Origin of the sequence: Altererythrobacter sp. H2 (assembly GCF_035319885.1) — a bacterium.
In the GTDB taxonomy this organism is placed as follows: domain Bacteria; phylum Pseudomonadota; class Alphaproteobacteria; order Sphingomonadales; family Sphingomonadaceae; genus 34-65-8.
The window spans coordinates 2,138,810-2,161,813 of the sequence record NZ_CP141285.1 but is presented as its reverse complement, the minus strand read 5'-3'; the positions used below and the strand labels follow the sequence as shown (position 1 = coordinate 2,161,813).

Annotated in this window: 21 protein-coding genes; 17 read left to right on the top strand and 4 right to left on the bottom strand. The window is 67.0% G+C overall.

Annotated features, from left to right (window positions below; genetic code table 11):
• Positions 1–89: 89 nt before the first annotated feature.
• The 6 genes from U4960_RS10735 (at position 90) to U4960_RS10710 (ending at position 6,479) form a co-directional block, all read left to right on the top strand.
• Positions 90–980: a 4-(cytidine 5'-diphospho)-2-C-methyl-D-erythritol kinase gene (locus U4960_RS10735; RefSeq protein ID WP_324260631.1), complete on the top strand. Its 891-nt coding sequence runs from the start codon at positions 90–92 to the stop codon at positions 978–980.
• A complete protein-coding gene (locus U4960_RS10730) occupies positions 977–1,705 on the top strand; it encodes an N-formylglutamate amidohydrolase (protein WP_324260630.1) in 729 nt (242 codons plus the stop codon). Before U4960_RS10735 ends, U4960_RS10730 begins: the two co-directional genes overlap by 4 nt.
• A 75-nt stretch (positions 1,706–1,780) precedes the next feature.
• Complete coding sequence (ilvD, locus tag U4960_RS10725; protein ID WP_324260629.1) at positions 1,781–3,502, top strand: dihydroxy-acid dehydratase; 1,722 nt, start codon at positions 1,781–1,783, stop codon at positions 3,500–3,502.
• Positions 3,483–3,854 (top strand): hypothetical protein, encoded by a 372-nt coding sequence (locus U4960_RS10720; RefSeq protein ID WP_324260628.1) that lies wholly within the window; start codon positions 3,483–3,485, stop codon positions 3,852–3,854. The genes ilvD and U4960_RS10720 overlap by 20 nt, the downstream gene beginning before the upstream one ends.
• Positions 3,838–5,271 carry an NAD(P)H-hydrate dehydratase gene (locus U4960_RS10715; RefSeq protein ID WP_324260627.1) on the top strand — a complete coding sequence of 478 codons (1,434 nt, stop codon included), beginning with the start codon at positions 3,838–3,840 and terminating at the stop codon, positions 5,269–5,271. Before U4960_RS10720 ends, U4960_RS10715 begins: the two co-directional genes overlap by 17 nt.
• The gene (locus U4960_RS10710; protein WP_324260626.1) at positions 5,268–6,479 is read left to right on the top strand and encodes a class I SAM-dependent RNA methyltransferase; all 1,212 of its coding nucleotides are present in this window, start codon (positions 5,268–5,270) and stop codon (positions 6,477–6,479) included. Before U4960_RS10715 ends, U4960_RS10710 begins: the two co-directional genes overlap by 4 nt.
• On the opposite strand, the gene U4960_RS10705 is transcribed toward U4960_RS10710, so the two are convergent.
• From U4960_RS10705 to U4960_RS10690, 4 genes are read right to left on the bottom strand one after another with little or no spacing between them, the layout of a single operon-like run.
• On the bottom strand, positions 6,476–7,279 hold the full coding sequence (locus U4960_RS10705) for a hydrolase 1, exosortase A system-associated (protein ID WP_324260625.1): 804 nt from the start codon (positions 7,277–7,279) through the stop codon (positions 6,476–6,478). The genes U4960_RS10710 and U4960_RS10705 overlap by 4 nt on opposite strands.
• Positions 7,276–7,911, bottom strand: a complete 636-nt coding sequence (locus U4960_RS10700; protein WP_324260624.1) for a hypothetical protein — start codon at positions 7,909–7,911, stop codon at positions 7,276–7,278. Before U4960_RS10700 ends, U4960_RS10705 begins: the two co-directional genes overlap by 4 nt.
• A gap of 53 nt (positions 7,912–7,964) precedes the next feature.
• Entirely contained in the window at positions 7,965–8,234 is a 270-nt protein-coding gene (locus U4960_RS10695) for a phosphopantetheine-binding protein (protein WP_324260623.1), read from the bottom strand.
• Between the two features lie 50 nt (positions 8,235–8,284).
• Positions 8,285–9,232, bottom strand: coding sequence for a GNAT family N-acetyltransferase (locus U4960_RS10690; RefSeq protein WP_324260622.1), 948 nt, complete (start codon positions 9,230–9,232; stop codon positions 8,285–8,287).
• A 28-nt stretch (positions 9,233–9,260) separates the two neighbouring features.
• On the opposite strand from U4960_RS10690, the gene U4960_RS10685 reads away from it, so the two are divergent.
• The 11 genes from U4960_RS10685 to xrtA all read left to right on the top strand — a co-directional run bounded on the left by U4960_RS10685 (position 9,261) and on the right by xrtA (position 23,001).
• The gene (locus U4960_RS10685) at positions 9,261–10,787 is read left to right on the top strand and encodes an acyl-CoA ligase (AMP-forming), exosortase A system-associated (RefSeq protein ID WP_324260621.1); all 1,527 of its coding nucleotides are present in this window, start codon (positions 9,261–9,263) and stop codon (positions 10,785–10,787) included.
• Positions 10,784–12,010, top strand: coding sequence for a pyridoxal-dependent decarboxylase, exosortase A system-associated (locus tag U4960_RS10680; protein ID WP_324260620.1), 1,227 nt, complete (start codon positions 10,784–10,786; stop codon positions 12,008–12,010). Before U4960_RS10685 ends, U4960_RS10680 begins: the two co-directional genes overlap by 4 nt.
• A gap of 169 nt (positions 12,011–12,179) precedes the next feature.
• Positions 12,180–12,824: an XrtA/PEP-CTERM system exopolysaccharide export protein gene (locus U4960_RS10675; protein ID WP_324260619.1), complete on the top strand. Its 645-nt coding sequence runs from the start codon at positions 12,180–12,182 to the stop codon at positions 12,822–12,824.
• 19 nt (positions 12,825–12,843) lie between these two features.
• Positions 12,844–14,361, top strand: coding sequence for an XrtA system polysaccharide chain length determinant (locus U4960_RS10670; protein WP_324260618.1), 1,518 nt, complete (start codon positions 12,844–12,846; stop codon positions 14,359–14,361).
• 10 nt (positions 14,362–14,371) lie between these two features.
• Positions 14,372–15,451, top strand: a complete 1,080-nt coding sequence (locus U4960_RS10665) for a capsular biosynthesis protein (protein WP_324260617.1) — start codon at positions 14,372–14,374, stop codon at positions 15,449–15,451.
• 4 nt (positions 15,452–15,455) lie between these two features.
• On the top strand, positions 15,456–17,111 hold the full coding sequence (locus U4960_RS10660) for a preprotein translocase subunit YajC (protein WP_324260616.1): 1,656 nt from the start codon (positions 15,456–15,458) through the stop codon (positions 17,109–17,111).
• A 12-nt stretch (positions 17,112–17,123) separates the two neighbouring features.
• Entirely contained in the window at positions 17,124–18,281 is a 1,158-nt protein-coding gene (locus tag U4960_RS10655) for an XrtA/PEP-CTERM system-associated ATPase (RefSeq protein WP_324260615.1), read from the top strand.
• A complete protein-coding gene (locus U4960_RS10650; RefSeq protein ID WP_324260614.1) occupies positions 18,278–19,162 on the top strand; it encodes an XrtA system polysaccharide deacetylase in 885 nt (294 codons plus the stop codon). The genes U4960_RS10655 and U4960_RS10650 overlap by 4 nt, the downstream gene beginning before the upstream one ends.
• On the top strand, positions 19,159–20,223 hold the full coding sequence (locus U4960_RS10645; protein WP_324260613.1) for a FemAB family XrtA/PEP-CTERM system-associated protein: 1,065 nt from the start codon (positions 19,159–19,161) through the stop codon (positions 20,221–20,223). Before U4960_RS10650 ends, U4960_RS10645 begins: the two co-directional genes overlap by 4 nt.
• The gene (locus U4960_RS10640; protein WP_324260612.1) at positions 20,223–21,449 is read left to right on the top strand and encodes a TIGR03087 family PEP-CTERM/XrtA system glycosyltransferase; all 1,227 of its coding nucleotides are present in this window, start codon (positions 20,223–20,225) and stop codon (positions 21,447–21,449) included. The genes U4960_RS10645 and U4960_RS10640 overlap by 1 nt, the downstream gene beginning before the upstream one ends.
• Positions 21,439–23,001 (top strand): exosortase A, encoded by a 1,563-nt coding sequence (gene xrtA / locus U4960_RS10635; RefSeq protein WP_324260611.1) that lies wholly within the window; start codon positions 21,439–21,441, stop codon positions 22,999–23,001. The genes U4960_RS10640 and xrtA overlap by 11 nt, the downstream gene beginning before the upstream one ends.
• Positions 23,002–23,004 lie beyond the last annotated feature (3 nt).

The following is a 23,004-nucleotide window of genomic DNA, read 5'->3' as shown; positions in this document are numbered from 1 at the left end:
TTTTAGCTGCGATTGCTTAAGTTTATCTAAAGGCGGCGCTGGACCAAGGGTCCCGTGTTAGTTCGATCGAACCTCAAGAAATTGTGCACATGAACGAAACCGCTTACGCCAAGATCAACCTTGCGCTGCATGTCCGCAGGCGGCGTGAGGACGGGTATCACGAGCTCGAAACCCTGTTCGCCTTCGTCGATGCGGGCGATGTGCTGACGGCGAAGCCGGCCGCGCAAGATAGCCTGTACGTTGTGGGTGAATTCTCCGGATTGCTCGCTCCTTCACCCCCCTCCCTTGGGGGAGGGGTTGGGGGTGGGGGCTCTGCCCTATCGGCGGCAGAACACCCCCACCCCGACCCTCCCCCTCAAGGGGGAGGGAGTGACAACCTCGTTGCCCGCGCGCTCAATGCCCTCCCGCGCGCGCAGGGCCTTGCGGTGACGCTGGAGAAGAACCTTCCCGTCGCGGCTGGTCTCGGCGGCGGGTCGGCGGATGCAGGGGCGGTGTTCCGGATGGTTGAGGCACTCCATGGCTTGCCCGATGACTGGCCAGCGCGGGCGGCAAAGCTCGGCGCGGATGTGCCCGCCTGCGTCCTGAGTAAGACGCATATCGGTCTCGGCACCGGCACCGAGCAGGTTGAGGTCGAGGACGACCTCGCCGGTACCCCGGTGCTGCTGGTCAACCCGCGCGTGCCGCTTTCGACCGGTCCGGTGTTCCAGGCGTGGGACGGCGCGGACAGGGGGGCGCTGCCCAAAGGCCCTGCCAGCAAGATCGCGCAGGAAGGGCGCAACGACCTCGAAGCGCCCGCCATTTCGCTCTGCCCGGTGATCGCTGAAGTGCTCGCCGCCCTCAGCGCAACCAGCCCATGGCTCGCACGGATGTCCGGCTCCGGCGCGACCTGTTTTGCGCTCTATGACAGTGCAGAGCAGCGTGACGCAGCGCAGGCCGCCATGCCGTCCGACTGGTGGACCATGGCAGGGGCGCTGCGATGAGCGAAGCCTGTCGCATCCTCGGCACGCCGCGCGCGGGCGGGGTGCTGATCGTATCCGACCACGCCTCCAATCGGGTGCCTGCCGACATCGATCTGGGCATCGACCCGGCGCTGCTCGGCCAGCATATCGCGGTCGATATCGGGGTGGCCGAAGTGGCGGAACTGCTGGTGCGCGACACCGGGTGCGCGGCCTTCCTCGGCCATGTCAGCCGCCTGGTGTGCGACTTCAACCGTGACGAGCACCAGCCCGCCGTCATCCCGATCGCCAGCGACGGCCATGCCATCCCCGGCAATGCGCTGGACCATGAGGCGAACGAGGCGCGGCTCATGCGGTTCTTCCGGCCCTATCACGATGCGCTCGAAGCCCTGCTGGAGGACCATCCCCCGGCGCTGATCCTGTCGCTGCACAGCTTCACCCCGCAGCTTGCCAGCAGCGACGAGCCGCGCCCGTGGCATTGCGGCGTGCTCTACAATGCGGATGAGCGGGGGGCGCGGCTGGCGATCCCGTTGCTGGCGGAGACCGGCGTGATCGTCGGCGACCAGCAGCCCTATTCGGGCAAGCTGCTCAACGCGACCATGAACCGCCATGCCGAGGCAAACGGCCATCCCTATTTCGGGCTGGAGATCCGGCAGGACCTGATCGCCGGCAGCGAGGGGCAGGCGCGCTGGGCCGCGCTGCTCGCGCCGGTGCTGGCGGAAGTGGTGCGCCGCCTGCAGCAGGGCTAGGGCGCGCCCTAGTTCGTCTCGCTTGACCGGGCGCGCCAAGCCCGCGATGGAAACAGCAGAGACAACGAGGGGCCCATGACCGCAAAGTTCGACAAATCCCGCCTGCCCAGCCGCCATGTGTCGGTCGGACCGGAGCGCGCGCCGCACCGTTCCTATTACTATGCGATGGGGCTGACCGAGGAGGAGATTGGCCGCCCCTTCGTCGGCATTGCCAGTGCCGGCAACGACAGTGCGCCCTGCAACACCACGCTCGATGCGCAGGCGGATATCTGCCGCCGGGGCGTGAACGAGGCGGGCGGGATGCCGCGCCGGTTCAACACCATCACCGTGACCGACGGCATCGCCATGGGCCACCAGGGGATGAAAAGCTCGCTGGTCAGCCGCGAAGTGATTGCGGATTCGGTCGAACTGTCGGTGCGCGGGCACTGCTATGACGCGCTGGTCGGCTTTGCCGGGTGCGACAAGAGCCTGCCCGGGATGATGATGGCGATGCTGCGGCTTAATGTGCCGTCGATCTTCGTCTACGGCGGCTCGATCCTGCCGGGCACGTTCCACGGCAAGGACGTGACCGTGGTCGACGTGTTTGAGGCGGTCGGCCAGCACGCGGCGGGCAACTGCCCCTTGCAGGAACTGATCGCACTGGAGAAAGTGGCCTGCCCCGGGCACGGTGCCTGCGGCGGCCAGTTCACCGCCAACACCATGGCCTGTGTCGGCGAGGCAATCGGATTATCCCTTCCCAACAGCAACATGACGCCTGCTCCTTACAGGACGCGCGAGGAAATCGCGGTCGCGGCTGGCCGGCAGGTCATGGCACTGATCGAGCGGAACTTGCGCCCGCGCGATATCTGCACCCGCGCTGCGTTCGAGAATGCCGCACGCGTGGTCGCGGCCACCGGCGGCTCGACCAACGCTGCGCTCCATCTGCCCGCCATGGCGAGCGAGTGCGGGATTGAATTCGACCTATTCGATGTAGCCGAGATATTCAAATCAACGCCTTACATCGCAGACCTCAAGCCTGGCGGGAAGTACGTTGCCAAAGACATGCATGAGGCGGGCGGGGTCTACATGGCGATGAAGACGCTGCTGGATGGCGGGTTCATCGATCCTGAGCCGATGACGGTGACCGGCAAGACGCTGGGTGAGAACATCGAGGAAGTCACCTGGAACCCTGACCAGAAGGTGTTCTACGATGTGAAGACGCCGATCACTCCCACCGGCGGCGTGGTCGGCCTGCGCGGCTCGCTTGCGCCCGATGGGGCCATCGTCAAGGTGGCTGGGATGGAGCGGCTGCGCTTCACCGGCCCGGCGCGGGTGTTCGATTGCGAGGAAGACGCCTTTGCCGCGGTCGAGGCGCGCGATATTGCCGAAGGCTGCGTGGTGGTGATCCGCTACGAAGGGCCCAAGGGCGGCCCCGGGATGCGCGAGATGCTGTCCACCACCGCTGCGCTCTATGGCCTGGGCATGGGTGAAAAGGTGGCGCTGATCACTGACGGACGGTTCTCCGGCGCGACGCGTGGCTTCTGCATCGGCCATGTCGGGCCGGAAGCCGCCGATGGCGGCCCGATTGCGCTGGTCGAGGACGGTGACGAGATCATCATCGACGCGGTCGAGGGCGTGATCGATCTCAACGTCGATCCAGCCACGCTCGATGAGCGCCGCAAGAACTGGCGCCCGCGCGAGAACGACTACCAGTCCGGTGCCCTGTGGCGCTTTGCCCAGAATGTTGGCCCTGCCAGCAAGGGGGCTGTGACCCATCCGGGAGCGAAAGCGGAGAAACATGTCTTTGCGGATATCTAGCGCTCTCGGCATCGCGCTGGTCGCGTCGGCCTGCTCCCAGGGCGAGGAAGTGCAGGCGCAGGCGGAAGCAGGTGCCGATACGATCGAATGTGCCATCGGGCCCGGTTCCGACTTCGGGCCGGACTGCCTGGTCGAGCGCACCACCGATGGCGATGCCCAGGTGCTGGTGGTGCGCCATGCCAACGGCGGTTTCCGCCGGTTCGAGCAGCTGCCCGACGGCGCGGGCCTTGCCGCGTTCGACGGGGCCGATCCGGTAGCGCAATCGCTTGAGGACGAGACGCTGGTGGTGGAAGTCGGCGGTGACCGTTACCGGTTCCCGGCCCGTCCGAAAGACAATGCCGCAGGGGAGTGACCTCGTCCTGACCGTCGCTCAGATGCAGGCGGCGGAGCAGGCGGTATTCCATGCCGGTGTGTCGGTCGACGAACTGATGGAGCGGGCCGGGCGCGGGGCGGCGGAATATGTCTGGCGCATGGCGGCGGGCAGGGCAGTGACCGTGCTGTGCGGCCCCGGCAACAATGGCGGCGATGGCTATGTGATCGCGGAGGCTTTGCTTGCGCGCGGGCTCGCGGTGCGTGTCATTGCACCGATGGAGCCGAAGACCAATGCCGCCCGCAATGCCCGCGCCCGGTACCAGGGCGACATCAGCACCGAGGGAAACGGCATTTCAGCCGCAGTGCTGGTCGATTGCCTGTTCGGCAGCGGGCTGACGCGGGGTTTGTCGGATGAACTCTGTGATCTGCTGATCGGCCTTGCCAGCCGCCATCACCAGTGCATCGCGGTGGATCTGCCGAGCGGTGTGCAGAGCGACAGCGGCGCGGTGCTTTCCCCGCTGCCGCGTTATGACCTGACGCTGGCGCTCGGAGCGTGGAAATGGGCGCACTACTTGATGCCCGCCGCGCAGCACATGGGCGCGCTGCGGCTGGTCGGGATCGGGGTCGATGCAGCGGCGCAGCGCGATTTCACCACGGCGCGCGTGCTGACGAAGCCGACTTTGTCCGTGCCTCCGCGCAGCGCACACAAGTACACCCGCGGGCTCGTGGCCGTGGTGGCAGGAGCCATGCCGGGCGCTGCCCTGCTGGCCGCACAAGCCGCGCAACATAGCGGGGCGGGCTACGTCAAGCTGCTGACCGACGAGGGCGAGGTGGACGCGCCTGCTGATCTGGTGGTGGACCGGCGGCCTCTTGGTGAGGCGCTGGCTGACCCGCGCATCGCCGTCATCCTGATCGGGCCCGGGCTGGGGCGCGATGCTACGGCGGCCTCCCGGCTGGAGGAAGTACTCAGCCTCGGTCGCGATGTGCCCACGGTGCTCGATGCCGATGCTCTCATGCTGATCGGGCCGGATCGCTGGCCTGCTCCGAGCGACCGGACCATCGTCGTCACCCCGCATGGCGGGGAACTCGCCAATATGGCGCAAGTTTTTGGCTCCTCACCAAACAAGAGGCCGTTTGCCGACAAAGTGCATCAGGCGATCGAACTTGACGGGCAGACCAATGCTACAGTCGTGGCCAAGGGGCCGGACACCGTGGTGTTCCAGCGCGACCTGGGGATGGTGCTGGCTCCTGCCGCATCAAGCTGGCTCTCGACCGCCGGGACAGGCGATGTGCTGGCGGGACTGATCGCCAGTCGTCTCGCCACCGGAAGAGACCCGGTTGCCGCTGCCGGCGAGGCATTGTGGCTCCATGGCGAAGCCGCGCGGCTGGCCGGGCCGGTCTTCACCGCCTCCGGGCTTGCAGAGCGGATAGCCGAGGCCTACGCGGCCTGCCTGTGAATGACCTCCCTCTAAACGATCCCGGCCGCGTGGTCCGCCTTGCTGCAAAGGGCGATGGCGTCACGGCGGATGGACGCTTTGTCGCCCGCTCCGCACCGGGTGACGTCATGACGCCTGACGGCAGCCTGTTGCACGGCCCGCATCATGTTGCGCCCCCTTGCCGCCACTTCGGCATTTGCGGCGGGTGCCAGTTGCAGCAGGTCGACGAGCAGGAACTGGCACGCTTCGTCACTGAACGGGTGACCAATGCGGCGGAAGGGCAGGGGCTGGCGATAGGCCATCTGCTGCCGACCCATCTCTCTTCCCCGCGCAGTCGCCGCCGTGCCACGCTTCACGCGCAGACCGGCGGTAAGCGGCCCCTGCTCGGTTATCGCGAGGAACGCTCGCACCGGATTGTTGCGCTGGCGGAATGCCCGGTGCTGGCGCCCGAACTTTGGGCGCTGGTCGAGCCGCTGCGCCGCCTGCTCGGGCTGTGGCGGGGCAAGCATTCGGTCGACGTGGCACTGGCGCTGACCGATCAGGGTGTCGATTGCGCAGTCAAAGGGCTGGAGCTTGACGGCCTGGCCCAGACCGAGGGGGTGATCGACTTTGCCCGCGATCAGGGGCTGGCCCGCCTGTCGCTCGATCAGGGCTATGGCTCGGAATCGATGTGGGAACCGGAGCCGGTGACCGTCACCCTGTCGGGCCAGCCGGTAGCGTTTCCCTCAGGTGGGTTCCTGCAGGCGACGGCAGACGGCGAAGCGCGGCTGGCGGGGGACGCCCGCGACTGGCTGGTCGGCAGCGCCATGGTGGCCGATCTGTTCGCAGGGCTGGGGACGTTCGCGTTTGCGCTGGCCCGGACATCTGCGGTTGTGGCTGTCGAGGCGGCGCGCGATGCACACCTTGCCTGCCGCAGTGCTGCCGCCAGGGCGCGCCTGCCGGTCGAAGCGGTCCACCGCGACCTGTTCCGCAATCCCCTGCGCCCGGAGGAACTGGCGCGGTTCGATGCCGTGCTGCTCGATCCGCCCCGCGCGGGCGCGCGCGAGCAGGTGGAGCAGATTGCCGCGAGTCCGGTTGCGCGGGTGGTCTATGTGAGCTGCAATCCGGCGAGCTGGGCACGTGATGCAGCGCGGCTGGTAGAGGCTGGCTTTCGGCTCGATCAGGTCCGCGCGGTCGGGCAGTTCCGCTGGTCGACCCATGTCGAGCTGACCAGCCTGTTCGTGCGTTAGCGTTTCAAGGCTTCCAGTACCTGCGTAAACAGCCAGTCCCGCGCATGCGGTTCGACATAGGCATGGCTCGCGCCCTCGCAGCGGCGAATGCGGGGATCGTCCTTGCCCCATCGGCTTTCGAAGAGCTGGCCGGTGCGGTCAGCCGTGGCGACGAGGAAAGTCACCTCTCCAGCAAAGTTGTCGATCCCCAGCCGCATGGCTTCCGCCAGCGAGCTGGGGGGGGGAGCGGCGCGCGCGGCCTGCTTCAGCCCGCCGAACAGCTTGCGCAAGTCCACTCCGCCCCGCAGCAGCCGCAGGACTTCCCTCGGGTTCCTGAGCTTTTCGAGATAGCGGGCGCGGATCGCTTCGGGCGGCGGTGCCTCAGCCGTTTCGCACTCGCCGGTGCCGCTTTCGGCCTTCCCGTCGATGGTCCATGGGTTCGAGAGCAGCAGGGCCTCGCAGCCCGCCCCGCCTGCCAGCATGAGCGCACTGGCTGCATCGCAATTGCCGAAGCCGATAACCCGGGTGATGGCCGGGCACATGGCCCGGAATGTAGCAAGGGCGGCCTCGATATCGGCTTTGCTTGCCTCAAAGCCGGCGTTGGCGCCGTCGCTGTCTCCGGTGCCGCTGCGATCAAAGCGGAACACCGGATAGCCTGCTTGGGCGATTCTTGCGCTGAGCAGGGCCTGACCCGAGAATGCCCCGGCGCGGATCTCGTTGCCGCCGGTAACCAGCAGCAGCCCGGTCGAGCCGGGAGCTGCATCCAGTGTGCCCGCGAGCCGGGTCGCCCCGTTGTCGAACGTCAGCGGCAGGCGGTTCATGCCGGGCGCATCCCGATGGCGATTATGGCCGCCAGCGCATCGGCCTGCGCCCTGTCCTGATCCGGCTCGGCCCGCAGCCACAAGCCGCTGCCGCCGGTATCCGCCAGCCCGAGGTCGGTCAGGCGGGTGACTTCGGGCGGGCTGGCCTGTTCCAGTTCGCGGAAGAATTCCGCCCCCATCCGCCAACCCGCCAGTTCAATCCCGTGTCTGCGCGCGGTGGCTTGCAGCGCCTCCAGCGTTTCCTCACGGCCCGATTCTTTTGCAGCGATGGTGCGCGCCCGAAGCATCGAGCGCAGGACCGAGCGGCCGTTGACCGGGGCAAAGCGCCAGCCGGGCAGGTTGCCGGTATCGAGCAGCGCCCCGCCGCGGATGGCAAGCACGTGGGTGGGCCGGAAATGTTCCATCGCGGTGATGGCGGATTCGCACCAGTGCTCGAGAGTCTGCTGCTCGAGCGGCTGGAGGCTTTCGTTGCAGCCCGGCAAGTCCGGCAGGACACTGTCGATGCCCGAGAGGTCGAGCCGGTGCATCACCTCGGCCGTCTGTCGGCGCAGCTTGTTGGCTTCATCGAACAGCGCAGGCAGGACGAGCAGGCGGCGCGGACGGTCAGCCAGGAAGCTGAGCGCGCTTTCCATATGGACGCCGCCGCCGATCGTCGGGCAGGGCCATTGGGTGTAGCCCCGGTTGCTCAGCGCACCGCCACCTTTGCTTCGGCGAAGGCCAGCAGACCGCCGTAAGTTTCCAGCATTTCGCCGTCGACGTCTTCATCGTCGATCACGATGTCGAACCGGTCCTCGATTTCGGTCAGCAACCCGGCCACCGCCATCGAATCGAGTTCGGGCAGATGGCCGAACAGGCCGGTCCCGGCCTCGAAAGTGTCGACATGGTCGATATCGAGCCCCAGCACATCGCACAGGATCGCGCGGAGGGTTGCATCGGTCTGGCTGCGGTCAGTCATCTTTTTGAACTCCCCCCGTTTCGAGCCGCGCCCTAGCGCCGGTGCACAATTCAGGCAACCCGCCCCAAAGTACGTCGTGCCAGGGCGGGCCATGCCCGGGGCTGGCGCGGGTCGAGGCAGTCGATCCGGAAGCGGGGCCGGTCCAGTTCCATCCAGTCGCGCTTGTAGGGATCGTCACCGGTGCCGAAATCCACCAGTTCCACCTTGTCGATGTCGATCACGTGCTCGAACAGGGCCGCAGACAGTGTCGTGCCCGCTGAAAGCGGTTTAGCGTCCTCCCGGTGCGCCAGCTTGTGAATATGCGCGGTGCCGTGCTCGACGGTCCAGAACTGTGCCGCGACCGCCCGGCCTTCAGCGCGGGCGATCCCGAGCCGGATGCGGCCCGCCGCGCCCTCTTGTTCCGCGAAGCGGCGCAGCAGGCCCGGGTTCCCTTCCTCAGGCTTCCAGCTTTCGCCGTAGATCGCCTCGTACTCCGCCCACGCGCCGGGATCGAACCGGGTAAACAGTTCGACGGCGACTTTCTTCGCCTTGCGCTTGAAGGTGGTGCGCATTTGCCCGGGGCGGCCCTGCCAGTACTCGGCGAAGCTGCGGCCGCCCACCGGCAGGACGTGGTTATGATCGCAGGCCTCGCGTGCCACTGACCATCCCGCCTTGCGGAAGGCCTGTTCCAGCCGCGTTGCCGAACCATCTTCGTCCGGCACGGGCCACAGCGTGACCCGGTGCGAGCGGGATTTCAGGGAGCGGGCAATCTCGGCCAGGGCGGCCGGGCTTTCGCCGTGCGGCCGCCAGGTGAAACTGTACCAGTTGCGCAAGGGCTCGATCCGCCCGTTGGTTGCGGTCAGAGCGAGAGCCGCCGCCCCATCGCCAGCACCCGCGGAGACGACCAGCGGAGCGATACCGCTCGCAGCGAGCAGGGCAAACCAGTCCGCCCGGTCAAACGGCGAGCTTGCCGTTGTGCCTTGCAAGACGTTAACCCTGTCGTGATAGCTGGCCGTCATTCGCCTGTCCGTTTTCGTCGGAGCCCCGATGTCCGTTGCCCCTCATTTTGCCCCGCGCCCGCTCGACCATTGCGCCGAATTCGGGGCAGACGGCGATCCGGCACTGGTGCTTCGCTCGGGCACCCTTAGCTTCCGGGAATTAAGGGAGCGTTTGGGCCGCCTTAGCGCCTGGTTAAGACATCGCGCCCCGGCACCCGGCGCACGGGTCGCCAGCTGGGCGGCCAAGGGCGAACTGACCTGTCTGCTTCCGCTTGCGGCGGCCCGCGCGGGATCGGTGCATGTTCCGGTCAACCCCCTGCTCAAGCGTGCACAAGTGGCGCATATTCTTGCCGACAGCGGGGCAAGCCTGCTCATCGCTACCGGCAGCCGGCTCGATACGCTGGCGCAAGGCGATGTCCCGCACGATTGCGCCGTGTGGGAAGAAGCCGCTGCCATCGGCGAGGCCATGTCCGCGCCCGAAGGGCTGGGTCCGTCAATGGCCGATCCGGACGAGCTGGCGGCGATCCTCTACACCAGTGGTTCCACCGGCCGGCCCAAGGGTGTGATGCTGAGCCATGCCAACATGTGGCTCGGCGCGGTCAGCGTGGCCGACTACCTTGGGCTTGAGCGGGAGGACGTGACGCTGGCGGTCTTGCCGCTGTCCTTCGACTACGGCCAGAACCAGTTGCTGAGCACCTGGCGCGCCGGGGGCTGCGTGGTGCCGCTTGACTACCTGTTTCCGCGCGACGTGGCCAAAGCCTGCGCCCGCCACGGGGTGACCACACTGGCGGCTGTTCCCCCGCTATGGGTGCAGCTGACCGAGCTGGACTGGCCGCCCGAGGCGGCTGCGCCCTTGCGCCGCCTGACCAACAGCGGCGGGGCGCTGACCGAAGATCTCGTGCGGCGATTGCGCGGGCAATTTCCGCAGGCGCGCCTGTTCCCGATGTACGGCCTGACCGAGGCGTTCCGCTCGACGTATCTTGACCCTTCACTGGTGGATTCGCACCCGACCTCGATGGGCAAGGCCATTCCCTTTGCCGAGATCCTGGTGATCAATGATGCTGGTGACCTGGCTGCTGACGGGGAAGAGGGTGAACTGGTCCATTGCGGCCCACTGGTGGCGCAGGGGTATTGGAGGGATGCAGAGCGCACGGCCGAGCGGTTCCGGCCCGCCCCGCCCATGTCGCTCTATGGCGGCATGGCCGTGTGGAGCGGAGACCGGGTTCGCCGCGATGCCGGGGGATTGCTCTATTTCGCCGGACGGCGCGATGCGATGATCAAGAGCGCGGGCAACCGGATCAGCCCGCAGGAAATCGAGGACGCCGCCCTTGCGACCGGACTGGTGGCTGAGGCTGTGGCTTTCGGCGTGGCCGATGCGCGGCTCGGGCAGGCGGTCCATCTGGTGGTGCGGGCCCATGCGGCAGCATCCGATGCTGCCGTCCTGCTCCCCAAGGCGCTGATGCAGGAGCTGCCCAATTTCATGCAGCCGCAGGTCATCCACTGGCGCGATGCCATGCCGCTCAACCCGAACGGCAAGCTGGACCGCACCGCACTGGCACAGGAGTACGGGGCATGAAGCCGCTGGGGCCGATCCCGGATGGGTTCGAAGTGATTGCTGGCGAACTCGCCGTTGACGGCCGTACGGCGTCCAGCCTTGTGGCTGAAGCGGGTGATACACCGCTGTTCGTCTATTCCAGGGCACGGCTCGATGCGCGGGTGGCCATGCTCCGCGCAGCCATGCCTGCCCGCCTGGGGCTCAACTACGCCGTGAAGGCCAACCCCTTTGCTCCGGTCATTGGCCACATGGCAGGGCTGGTGGACGGGTTCGACATCGCCTCTGACGGTGAGCTTCGCCTGCTGGAACAGGCCGGAATCGCCGGGTCACGGATCAGTTTTGCCGGGCCGGGCAAGCGCGACCGGGAACTGGAAGCGGCCATCCGGGCCGGGGTCACACTCAATTGCGAATCCGAAGGCGAAGCCCGCCGCTCTCTCGCGACTGGCGAAAGGCTGGGGATGACCCCGCGCATTGCGATCCGGGTCAACCCGTCGTTCGAACTGCGCGGCTCGGGCATGAAAATGGGGGGCGGGGCCAAGCAATTCGGGGTCGATGAAAGCCATGCAGCCGCGCTTGCCCGGACCATCATCGCCGCAGGGGCAGAATGGCGCGGGTGGCACATCTTCGCCGGCAGTCAGGCGCTGGATGCCGCGGCACTGGTCGAAACCCAGGGCAACGTCCTCGAACTGGCAGACAGGCTGGCCGGGGAGGTCGGCCAGCCAGTGCCCAAGCTCAACATGGGCGGCGGGTTCGGCATTCCCTATTTCCATGGCGACCAGCCGGTCGACATCGGGACAATCGGGCAGGCCCTGTCAGACCGCTTCGCCCGTTTGCCCGAATTGCTCGCGGATACCGACATCTGCATCGAACTTGGCCGCTATCTGGTGGGCGAGGCCGGGGTCTATCTCACCCGGATTGTCGATCGCAAGGAGAGCCACGGCCAGGTGTTCCTGGTGACTGACGGAGGCCTGCACCACCAGCTGGCAGCATCTGGCAATTTCGGCACGGTGGTGCGGCGCAATTACCCGCTCGCCATCGCCAGCCGGTTCGCCGAGCCTGCAACCGAGGAAGCCAGTGTGGTCGGCTGCCTGTGCACGCCGCTTGACCGTCTCGCAGACCAGGCCTTGCTGCCCCGGGCCGAAGTGGGCGATCTGGTGGCGGTGTTCTGTGCCGGGGCCTATGGTGCCAGCGCCTCGCCGATGGAGTTTCTCGGCCAGGGTCCGGCAAGGCAAATGCTGGTTTAACCTTTACAACCAGCCTGTCCCGCAGCGGGACTGCGCCTCCGAAATACCGGAAAGCTAACGGTATATTCACCTATTTTGGCGAGGAAGCCTGTCTGAACCGCGGGTGCGGAAGGTGAGGTCGCTCCTCCCTTGCGCCTGAATGCCCGCAGCAAGGCAAGGATGCGCGTCGATGCCCGAATACCGGTTTTCCAAGCTGCTCGCAGGAAGCGCCCTGGCGGCGCTTGCCCTCTCAGGCTGCGCCAGCACTGGCGGCGCCGAGTTGCCCGCTGCTGCCTTTGTCTCCATGCAGGAGGGGCCGGGCGAAGAATACGTGATCGGCCCGCTTGACCAGCTTACCATTCACGTCTGGCGCAATCCCGAACTGGGCGCGGAGAAGATCCAGGTCCGTCCGGACGGACGCATCACCACCCCGCTGGTGACCGACATGCCGGCGGTGGGCAAGACCCCTTCGATGCTGGCGGAGGATATCCGCCTGCAGCTGTCGCAGTACATCGAGGAACCGCTCGTTTCGGTGATCGTCACCGAGTTCGCCGGGACCTTCAGCCAGCAGGTGCGGATCGTCGGCGCGACAGAGAAACCGGCCTCGATACCGTTCCGCGCGAACATGACTGTGCTCGATGCAATGATCGCGGTGGGCGGTCTCAGCGAATTTGCGGCCGGCAATCGTGCGCGCCTGATCCGGTTCGACAAGCAGGCGGGCCGCCAGCGCGAATTCGCCCTGCGGCTGGCCGACCTCCTGCGCAAGGGCGACAGCCGCGCCAACGTCATGCTCCAGCCGGGCGACGTGATCATCATCCCCGAAAGCATGTTCTGAACCAGGATCGGCGTGAAGCATGAACGAAGTTTTCGACGAATTCCGCTCGGCGATCCACTCGGTCTGGCACCGTCGCTGGCTGGCGCTGGCAGTGGCCTGGGCTGTCTGCGTGGTCGGCTGGCTGGTGGTCGCAATGATCCCCAATACCTACGAGGCCAAGGCGCGCATCTTCGTCCAGCTCGATGACGTGCTGTCCGAACAGATCGGTATTGCCAACAGCGGGCAGAAGGAAATCGAGCGGGTTCGCCAGACGCTGGTGAGCGCGGTCAACCTGGAGAAGGTCATCCGCTCGACCAAGCTGGGCGAGACCGTCCAGTCCCAGCGGGACATGGAAAAGGCCATTGCCGGGCTGACCGAGAAGGTCTCCGTCACCAGCGAGGAAGGCAGCCTGTTCGAGCTGTCCGCCACCGCCGGTCGGGGTGACCTCTCGGATGCCGAGAACGCCAAGCTTTCGCAGGAAGTCGTTCAGAAGCTGATCGACATCTTCCGCGAGGAGAACATTGCCGGCAACCGGGGCGAAGTGGCGGAAACGGTGGTGTTTCTCGACCAGCAACTCGAAGAGCGCAAGAAAGAGCTTGAGGAAGCCGAGCAGCGCCGCCTCGCTTTCGAAGCCGAAAATCCCGAGCTGATCGGCGGCAGTGCTGCCCTTTCCGGGCGGCTTACTGCCATGCGGACCGAAGTGCGCGGGGTCGAGGCCGATCTTGCCGCGGCACAGAGCGCGCTGGCAGCGATCAATGGCCAGCTCTCCGGTACGCCGCGCACGGTAGCGGGCGGGGCGGGTGCGGGAGGCGCCAGCGGGGCGCTGGCCCAGGCCCGATCGGAACTGGCAGGCCTGCAGGCACGCGGCCTGACTGACAGCCACCCGGACGTGGTCGCAACGAAAAAGCGGATCGGCCTGCTCGAACCGCAGGCAGCGCGCGAAGGCGGCGGCGGCGGGGTGGCCAACCCGGCCTATACCTCGCTGGTCTCGATCCGGGCAGAGCGGGAAGCCAATGTCCAGGCGCTGATGGCGCGCAAGGCGGCGCTCCAGTCCGAACTGTCAGGCGTGATGGCCAGCCAGGCCAGCGAGCCTGCTGTCGCCGCCGAAGCCAACCGCATCAGCCGCGATTACGAAGTGCTCAAGGAAAAGTACGACGAAATCCTGCAAAACCGCGAGGAAATGCGCCTGCGCGGCCAGGTCGAGAACGAGCGCAGTTCGTTCCGTTTCGAAGTGATCGACCCGCCGACCGTGCCCAATGCACCGGCTGCGCCGAACCGGCCGATCCTGCTGATCGGCGTGCTGCTGGCCGGGCTTGCTGCCGGGGCCGGGACTGCGTTCGCGATGGGGCAGCTACGCTCCACATTTGCGACCACGATCAAGCTTGAACGCGCGATGGACCTGCCTGTGCTGGGTGCCATTTCGCAGGTCGTCAACGATGCGGGCCGCGAGTTGCGGCGCCGTCGCCAGCGCCAGTTCTACGGTGCCAGTGCGGCGCTGGCCGGACTGTGCGTGATCCTGCTTGCGGTGGACATCTTCCAGCGCGGCACGGTGGCCTGAGGAGAGGGACATGACCGAACACACCAAGATCCCGCTCCCCGGCGAACCGGACAAGAATGAAAGCTCGCTGTTCGAGCGCGCCAGCGGCGCCTTCGGGTTCGACGCATTCAAACCGGCGCCCTTGCCGGTGCGGCTGCCCGAGGAACCGATGAAGCGGGCCAAGGTGCGCAGCAAGCGCAAGGATTCAGCGTCGGCAGAAAACGCTGCTCCGGCTGAACCGGCCGTGGTTTCCGAAGCGCCGGCAGCTGCCCCGCAGCACGTCGCCGCCCCGATCGTAGCGGCGGTGGCTGATTCGCTGCCGGTTACTTTACCCGCCGTGCCCGCCGAAATGACCCTGACCCAGGGGTTCGAGCCGGTCCGGTTCTCCGGCCGCAAACACAAGGTCGATCGTGACGGCTTGCGCGAACAGGGCATGATTGTGCCGGGCGCCCCGGTCAGCCGGCTGCTGGAAGAGTTCCGCATCGTCAAGCGGCAGATCCTCTCGACTGCACGGGAGCGGGGAACGGCAGCATCGCGCCGGGTTCTGGTATGCTCACCGCTGCCCGGCGAGGGCAAGACCTTCTGCTCGGTCAACCTGGCCCTGTCGATGGCGAACGAGCGCGAGACCGAAGTGCTGCTGGTCGATGCCGATTTCGCCAAGCCGTCAATCCTCTCGACCCTCGGCCTGCCCAAGCGCCCGGGTTTCATGGACTGTCTTGCAGACCCCGCATTGCAGGTTGAAGACCTTGTCATGGGCACCGATGTGCCCGGCCTGTGGGTCCTGCCAGCGGGCAACCGCACCGATGCAGACAGCGAGTTTCTGGGGTCGTCCCGCACGGTCGAGGTGCTCGACCGCCTGACGCTGGGTACGCCCAACCGGATCGTGATCTTCGACACGCCGCCCGCACTGGCTGCTTCGCCTGCTGCGGAACTGGCCAAGCACGTGGGCCAGGCCATGCTGGTGGCGCGGGCCGACCGGACGGGCCAGACCGCGCTGGAAGACTCCTATCAACTGCTCTCGGCCTGCCCCGATATCAAGCTGCTGCTCAACGCGGTCAATTTCAGCCCCAGTGGTCGCCGCTTCGGCAATTACTATGGCTACGGGGAGTAAACCGATGAAACGCATCGTTTTTGCCAGCTTCGGCGCGATTGCCGCGCTCGCTGTATCGGCACCCGCGATGGCCCAGAGCCGGGACGGAGCCGAAAGCGCCGAGCGCAGCGACCGCCAGAGCGGATCGCGCAATGTGCGGGTCAGCCCCTATATCGAGGCTTCGCAGCTGGTCGTTGCCGAATTGTCACCCGGTGACGATGTGGTGACCTTCACCCAGCTGGCTGCCGGGGTCGATGCCAGCGTAACCGGCCGCAATACCGGCGGCTCGGTCTCGATCCGTTATGAGTACAACGTCGGCTACGGCGACGCGGTGGACTCGAACACTGTCAGCGGTGTGGCCCGGGGCTATGCCTCGGTCGTCCCGCAAGTCCTGACGGTCGAGGCTGGCGCGCTCGCCGCCCGGACGCGGGTCGATGGCAGCGGGGCGGTGACACCCAACCCGTTGATCGACCAAGGCTCGGACAGCCGGGTCTATTCCGTCTACGCCGGGCCAAACCTGGCGACCCGCGCCGGAGACGTCGATGTCTCGGCCAACTACCGCGTGGGCTACACCAAGGTGGAATCACCCGATGCGCTGGTGACCGCGCCTGGTGCAGAGCCCGTTGACGTGTTCGACGACAGTCTGGTGCAAAGCGCCGCGGTGCGCCTCGGTACCCGTCCGGGTGAATCCCTGCCAATCGGCGTCGGGATCGGGGCGGGCTGGCTGCAGGAGGATGTTTCGAACCTCGACCAGCGAGTCCGCGATCTCAACGTGCGTGCTGACGTGACTGTCCCGGTCAGCCAGTCGCTCGCCGTGATCGGCGGGGTCGGCTATGAGGACGTACAGGTTTCGGCCCGGGATGCGGTGCGCGATGCCAACGGTCTTCCGGTGGTCGGCCCGGATGGCCGCCTGGTGACCGACACCAGCCAGCCGCGCCGGATTGCCTACGAGACCGACGGGCTGATCTGGGATGTGGGCGTGATGTGGCGGCCGAGCAGCCGCACCACGCTGCAGGCAGCCGTGGGGCGCCGCTACGATTCGACCACATACTACGGCAGCCTGTCCTACGCGCCGAACGCGCGCAGCAGTTTCAACGTCAACGTTTACGATGCCATTTCCGGCTTCGGCAACCAGTTGACCAATGCCCTGGCCAACCTCCCGACCGAATTCACCGCCACCCGCAATGCGCTGACCGGTGACCTGTCGGGCTGCGTCGCCAGCCTGGAAGGCAACAATTGCCTTACCGGCGCGCTCGGCTCGATCCGTTCAGGCGTGTTCCGCTCGCGCGGGGTCGCGGCGAGCTATGCCATGCAGCTTGGCCGGATGAGCGCCGGGATCGGGGCAGGGTATGATCGCCGCCGGTTCATCGCTGCACCCGGCACGATCCTGGCAGCCGCCAACGGCGTGACCGACGAGAGCTACTATCTTGCCGCTTATCTGAGCGGGGAGCTGGGGCGTAGCGGCGGGTTCTCCGCCAATGCCTATGCCAACTGGCTCGAAAGCGGCTTCGCCAACGCGGGCGATGTGTTTGCCACCGGCGGATCGGCTTCCTACAGCCGCCGCATCGTCAGCGGGCTCTCGGCCCGCGCCGCAGTCGCGCTCGATCATCTCGACAGCGACATTGCCGACCAGGACCTGACCGCAGCATCCGCGCTGCTCGGCCTGCGCTACGATTTCTAAGGGGACTGACGCATGTTCGACGATTTCTATGGCCTGACCGGACGCCCGTTCCAGCTCACGCCTGATCCGAACTTCTTCTTCGAGAGCGGCACGCATCGCAAGGCGCTGTCGTACCTGGGCTATGGCCTGGCGCAGTCCGAAGGCTTCATTGTCATCACTGGCGAAGTGGGGGCGGGCAAGTCCACCCTGGTTGCACATCTGATGCAGCGGATTGATCGCGAGCGGATCACGGTCGGCCAGATTGTCACCAGCAACCTCGATGGCGGGGAACTGGTCCATCTCGCCGCGCAGAGCTTCGGCCTCGATATCGAGGGGCACGACAAGGCCAGCGCACTCGGCGAGATCGAGAATTTCCTCCACGAGGAAGCGCGCGAGGGCCGCCGGTGCCTGCTGATCGTCGATGAATCGCAGAACCTTTCAGTCGAGGCGCTGGAAGAGCTGCGGATGCTGTCCAACTTCCAACTCGGCGCGCATCCGCTGCTGCAGGTGCTGCTGCTGGGCCAGCCGGAGTTCAAGAAAGTGCTGGCCGAGCACCAGTCGCTTGAGCAGCTGCGCCAGCGGGTGATCGCGGCGCACCACCTTGAGCCGATGGAGCCCGGCGAACTTGAGCCTTACATCAGGCACCGCCTCGCCTGTGTCGGATGGAAGGGCAATCCCGAATTCGACCAGCGCGTCTTTGCCGAAATGTACCAGGCCACTGGCGGCATTCCCCGCCGGATCAACCAGGTGGCGACCCGCCTGCTGCTGCTTGGCGCGGTCGAGCAGCGTACCCGGATCGATGCCGCCATGCTCAGCGCCGTCCTCAAGGAAATGCGCAGCGACAATGCCTTTCCCGAAGCTGCGCCCAGCCCGATGCCTCGGATCGATCACGCCCCTGCGCCCGGTCCGGTCAAGCACGCGGCTTACCAGCAGCCAGCCGAAGCGCCCGCCGCCCTGTCTGTCGATATCGAGGCGGCCCTGGCCCAGCGGGACGCGCAGGTTGCAGAGTTGCAGCAGGCCGTGCTCGAGCTGTCGCGCCGGGTCGGCGACGGGCAGCCACCGGCCGACGTCATGCAGCGCATGGCCGCGCTGGAACATCGCCTGGAGGACCAGGAGCGGACCGTGCGCCATGTGCTGACCATGCTGATCGAGTGGGTCGAGACCGGGCAGCCGCCCCGCGCCGTCGCATGACGCGCCCGGTGGATCATCCCGTGATTACCAACGGCCTGTCGGTCGATGTGGAAGACTGGTTCCAGGTTGGTGCGTTCGAGAACGTGATCGATCGCGCCGACTGGGACGGGCTTTCCCTGCGGGTCGAAGACAATGTCCTGCGCATTCTCGACCTGTTTGACGAAGCACAGGTCAAAGCCACCTTCTTCACGCTGGGCTGGGTCGCCCGGCGCAATCCGGCGCTGATGCGGCGCATTGCCGATGCGGGGCACGAGGTTGCCAGCCACGGGTACGACCATGCCCGCGTGTTCAACTTCGATCGCGTCCAGTTCGCCGAGGATATCCGCAAGGCGCGGACGATCCTGGAAGATGCAGCCGGGGTGGCGGTGACAGGCTACCGCGCGCCGAGCTTCTCGATCGACCAGCGCACCCCCTGGGCTTACATGGAGCTGGCCGAGCAGGGCTATGCCTATTCCTCGAGCGTGGCTCCGGTGGCGCATGACCATTACGGCTGGCGCGAAGCGCCCCGGTTTGCCTTCAAGCCGCTGCCGTGGTCCGGCCTGGTCGAGATTCCTGTGACCACCGCGCTGCTCGGGGGGCGCCGGGTGGCTGCGGGCGGGGGCGGGTTCTTCCGCGTGCTGCCCTATGCTTTTTCCCGCTGGGCCATCCGCCAGGTTAACCGGCGCGAGGGGCGCCCGGCAGTATTCTATTTCCACCCGTGGGAAATCGACCCCGACCAGCCGCGGGTCGGCCATGCACCGGTCAGGTCGCGTCTGCGGCATTATACCAACCTGTCGGTGATGGCGGACAAGCTGCGCGAACTGGTCCATGAATTCCAGTGGGGCCGAATGGACATCCTGGCCCATCGCGAGGCGATGCGGGCGGAGGACCTGGCTGCGTGAATGCGCCGTTTCCTTTGAGCAGTGAGCAGGTGAGCCTGGTCGACTTGCGCGATCCCGGGGAGGTCGCGCGGATCGAGGGATTCGTCGCCGAGCTGGACGGCACGGCTTTCCACCGGCCGGCCTGGCTCAGGGCCGTCGAAGGCGGCACCGGCCAGCGGGGGCTGGGGCTGGTGGCCGAAAAGTGCGGCATCCTGACCGGCTGGCTTCCGCTCACCGAGGTCCATTCTCCGCTGTTTGGCCGCGCGCTCGTGTCCAGCGGTTTCGCCGTTGCCGGCGGGCCGCTGGCGGAAACGGAAAAGACCTCGCGCGCGCTGTGCCGCCTTGCCGCGGAACTGGCAGCGCGGAACACGTGCGCCAGCGTGGAGCTACGCGGCGGCGATGCACCGCCTGACTGGGCCGTCACGCGCGACAAACATTGCGGTTTCGTGGCTGACCTCGCCGATACGGACGAGGCGCAGCTGCTCGCCATTCCGCGCAAGCAGCGGGCCGAAGTGCGCAAGAGCCTGGAGCTTGATCTGGCCGTTTCCGTCGGAACCTCGGAAGAGGACCGCGCGGCGCATTATTCGGTCTATGCGCAGAGTGTCCGCAACCTGGGCACTCCGGTATTCCCCCGCAGCCTGTTCGATGCGGTGCTGGACCAGTTCGGCGACCAGGCCGATATCCTGACGGTGCGTTATCAGGGCGTGCCCGTGGCCAGCGTGCTGTCGCTCTACCATGGCGGCGCGGTGATGCCCTACTGGGGCGGCGGCACTTTTGCCGCACGCGCGCTGCGGGCGAACGAGCGGATGTATTACGAACTGATGCTTCATGCCCGGCGGCGCGGGTATGACCGGTTCGACTTTGGCCGCTCCAAGACCGGCAGCGGGCCATACAGCTACAAGAAGAACTGGGGCTTCGTGCCCGAGCCGCTGAGCTATGCCAGCTGGACGGCGCCGGGGTTGAGGCCGCGCAATATCGACCCGACCAGCGATACCTATTCCGCCCGGATCGAACTGTGGAAGAAGCTGCCGCTGCCGCTGGCCAATCTGCTGGGGCCTCCAATCGCGCGCGGGCTCGCCTGATGGGCGAAACCCTGTTCCTGGCGCACCGGGTGCCGTTCCCACCCAACCGGGGGGACAAGATCCGCTCGCATCACCTGCTCAAGGCGGTGGCGGCGCTGGGGCCGGTGCACCTGGGCACCTTCGGCGAAACCGACGAGGACATGGCCTGCGAGGTGGAACTGGCTGGCGTGGCACGCTCGCACTGCCTTGTCCGCCGCACCAAGCCCCTGCCGCAAGCCGGGCTGGAGGCGCTGGCGAGCGGCAAACCGGTGAGCCTGACGGCGTTCGCGTCGCCCCGGCTGCACGGCTGGGTGGCCGAGACGCTTGCCCGCTATACCATAGACCGGATCGTCGTGTTCTCCGGCCAGATGGGCCAGTATGTGCCAGCCGGTTTCGACGGGCCGGTGGTGATCGACCTGTGTGATGTCGATTCCGCCAAGTTCGAAGCCTATGCCAGGGATCACAGCTGGCCTCGCGCCACTCTGGACCGGCGCGAGGCGCGGCTGCTGGCGCGTGAGGAAGAGCGGCTGGCGCAGCGCGCCGATGTTACCCTGCTGGTGACCGAGGCCGAGGCGACGCTGTTCCGTTCGCGTTTGCAAGCGCCTGATCGGGCAGATGTCCGCGCGCTCCGCAACGGGATCGATACCGACGGCTATGACCCGGCACGGGTCGATCGGCATCCGGAGCTTGCGCCCGATACCGGCCCGCACCTCGTGTTCACGGGCCAGATGGATTACCCGCCGAACGTGGCTGCCGTGGCCCGCATGGCAAGCACGATTCTGCCGCACATCCGCCTCCAGCACCCGACGGCGCAGTTCCATGTGGTGGGCCGTGCCCCGGCGGCAGAGGTCCGCAACCTGGACGGGCAGGGCGGGGTGCGGGTGTGGGGTGAAGTGCCGGACGTAAAGCCTTTCCTCGCCTCGGCCGATCTGGTCGTGGCCCCGCTCACCATTGCGCGCGGGGTCCAGAACAAGGTGCTGGAGGCGATGGCCATGGCCCGTCCAGTGGTGCTGAGCACAGACGCCGCGACCGGTATCGATGCGCGCGACGGAGAACATTTTGCTGTCGGCCAGGATGATGCCGCGCTGGTGAGGCACGCGCTTGCCTTGCTTAGCAATCCTTCCGCCGCGCAGGCAATGGGCCAGTCGGCCCGCGATTTCGTGGTCCGTAATCAGGGGTGGGAGGCCATGCTGGCTCCGCTCGCCGGGATGCTGAGCGCGCCGCAGGGGTGCCGCGATGCGGCCTGAACTCGTCCTGTCCCGTTCCCGGATTGACGAATGGCTGGGGCGGATACCGGCCAGCTGGCGCCAGCCCCTGCTACGGCTTGCGCTGGTCTGGGCGGCGCTGGTTGCCCTGACCGCGCGGGACTGGGCAGCCATGGCGCGGCTATGGTGGGATGTCTCGACCTACAACCACATTCTGTTCGTGCCGGTTATCATTGGCTGGCTGGTGTGGCACCGGCGCGGGGAACTGGCGCGCCTGACGCCGGGCCCGTGGTGGCCAGCGCTCGTCCCCCTGGCCGGGGCGCTGCTGCTGTGGCTGGTGGCGCGGCTGGGCGGGCTCGACATCGGCAGCCAGCTTGGCGCGGTGCTGGCGATGCAGATGGCGCTGCTCGCCGTGCTCGGCCCGCGGGTGGGCTATGCCCTGCTGTTCCCGCTCACCTACGCGCTGTTCCTGGTCCCGTTCGGAGACGAACTGGTGCCCGCGCTGCAGATGATCACCGCGAAGATGACCATCGCTTTGACGCTGTGGAGCGGGGTGCCGGCGGTGGTCGACGGGGTGTTCATCGACACCCCCGCAGGCCTGTTCGAAGTGGCCGAGGAATGCTCCGGCGTGAAGTTCCTGATCGCGATGATCGCGCTCGGCGTGCTGGTGGCGCAGTGCTGTTTCACCAGTTGGAAACGGCGGACGCTGTTCATGGTGGCCGCGGTGGCCATGCCGATCCTGGCCAATGGCGTGCGCGCCTGGGGTACGATCTTCATCGCCCAGTCGCAGGGGATCGAGTTTGCGGTCGGGTTCGATCACATCGTCTATGGCTGGGTGTTCTTCGGGATCGTGATCGCGGTGCTGCTGGGCGTGGCCTGGCGTTGGTTCGACCGCGATCCTGACGCGCCGCAGATCGACGGCCGTGTGATCCTGGCTTCGCCCGTGCTGGCGGCACTGGAGAGGAATGCCATGTCGGGACGCCGCGCGGTCCTGACCATGCTGGGCATGGTGCTGTTGGCCGGAGCATGGCAAGCGGCCGCGTCGCGCCAGAGTGCCGACTTGCCGGCTGTCATCGAGGCCCCGGCTATTCCCGGCTGGCAACCGGCGCCGGTGGAGAACCTGCTCCATTGGGAACCGCGCGCACGCGGGGCAGACCGCCGCCTCCTGATGCAGTTCGCAGACGAAAATGGCGAGCGGGTCGAGGTGTTCCTCGCGCTCTATGCCAGCCAGAATGACCGTGCCGATGCGACTGGCTTTGGCGAAGGCGCGCTGCCGCCGGATACCGACTGGCGCTGGCTCGCCCCGGCCCCGGCCCCCGCCGGGATGACCGGCGACGCGCTGTTCGCGCAAGGAGCAATCAAGCGTGTCGCCTATACCCAGTGGCGCAGCGGCGATCTTTCCACCGCCAGTTCCATGGCGCTGAAGCTGGCCGTGATGCGCGACCGCACGTTGATGCGGGCGCGCCCGGTTGCCACCCTGATCGTCTCTGCCGAGGGCGACGATGCCCACGCGATCGCTGCCCGGCTCGCCCGGTTCACTGCTGCCATGGGCGACCGGGACGCATGGATGGACCGCGCGGCAGGCTTGCGTTAGGGC

Coding starts and splice junctions, on each gene's coding strand:
- U4960_RS10670 (WP_324260618.1), top strand. CDS start 12,844: ATGAACGAAGTTTTCGACGAATTCCGCTCGGCGATCCACTCGGTCTGG.
- U4960_RS10655 (WP_324260615.1), top strand. CDS start 17,124: ATGTTCGACGATTTCTATGGCCTGACCGGACGCCCGTTCCAGCTCACG.
- U4960_RS10720 (WP_324260628.1), top strand. CDS start 3,483: ATGTCTTTGCGGATATCTAGCGCTCTCGGCATCGCGCTGGTCGCGTCG.
- U4960_RS10730 (WP_324260630.1), top strand. CDS start 977: ATGAGCGAAGCCTGTCGCATCCTCGGCACGCCGCGCGCGGGCGGGGTG.
- U4960_RS10660 (WP_324260616.1), top strand. CDS start 15,456: ATGAAACGCATCGTTTTTGCCAGCTTCGGCGCGATTGCCGCGCTCGCT.
- U4960_RS10640 (WP_324260612.1), top strand. CDS start 20,223: ATGGGCGAAACCCTGTTCCTGGCGCACCGGGTGCCGTTCCCACCCAAC.
- ilvD (WP_324260629.1), top strand. CDS start 1,781: ATGACCGCAAAGTTCGACAAATCCCGCCTGCCCAGCCGCCATGTGTCG.
- U4960_RS10735 (WP_324260631.1), top strand. CDS start 90: ATGAACGAAACCGCTTACGCCAAGATCAACCTTGCGCTGCATGTCCGC.
- U4960_RS10675 (WP_324260619.1), top strand. CDS start 12,180: ATGCCCGAATACCGGTTTTCCAAGCTGCTCGCAGGAAGCGCCCTGGCG.
- U4960_RS10700 (WP_324260624.1), bottom strand. CDS start 7,911: ATGGAAAGCGCGCTCAGCTTCCTGGCTGACCGTCCGCGCCGCCTGCTC.
- U4960_RS10665 (WP_324260617.1), top strand. CDS start 14,372: ATGACCGAACACACCAAGATCCCGCTCCCCGGCGAACCGGACAAGAAT.
- U4960_RS10650 (WP_324260614.1), top strand. CDS start 18,278: ATGACGCGCCCGGTGGATCATCCCGTGATTACCAACGGCCTGTCGGTC.
- U4960_RS10715 (WP_324260627.1), top strand. CDS start 3,838: ATGCCGCAGGGGAGTGACCTCGTCCTGACCGTCGCTCAGATGCAGGCG.
- U4960_RS10695 (WP_324260623.1), bottom strand. CDS start 8,234: ATGACTGACCGCAGCCAGACCGATGCAACCCTCCGCGCGATCCTGTGC.
- U4960_RS10685 (WP_324260621.1), top strand. CDS start 9,261: ATGTCCGTTGCCCCTCATTTTGCCCCGCGCCCGCTCGACCATTGCGCC.
- xrtA (WP_324260611.1), top strand. CDS start 21,439: ATGCGGCCTGAACTCGTCCTGTCCCGTTCCCGGATTGACGAATGGCTG.
- U4960_RS10690 (WP_324260622.1), bottom strand. CDS start 9,232: ATGACGGCCAGCTATCACGACAGGGTTAACGTCTTGCAAGGCACAACG.
- U4960_RS10705 (WP_324260625.1), bottom strand. CDS start 7,279: ATGAACCGCCTGCCGCTGACGTTCGACAACGGGGCGACCCGGCTCGCG.
- U4960_RS10680 (WP_324260620.1), top strand. CDS start 10,784: ATGAAGCCGCTGGGGCCGATCCCGGATGGGTTCGAAGTGATTGCTGGC.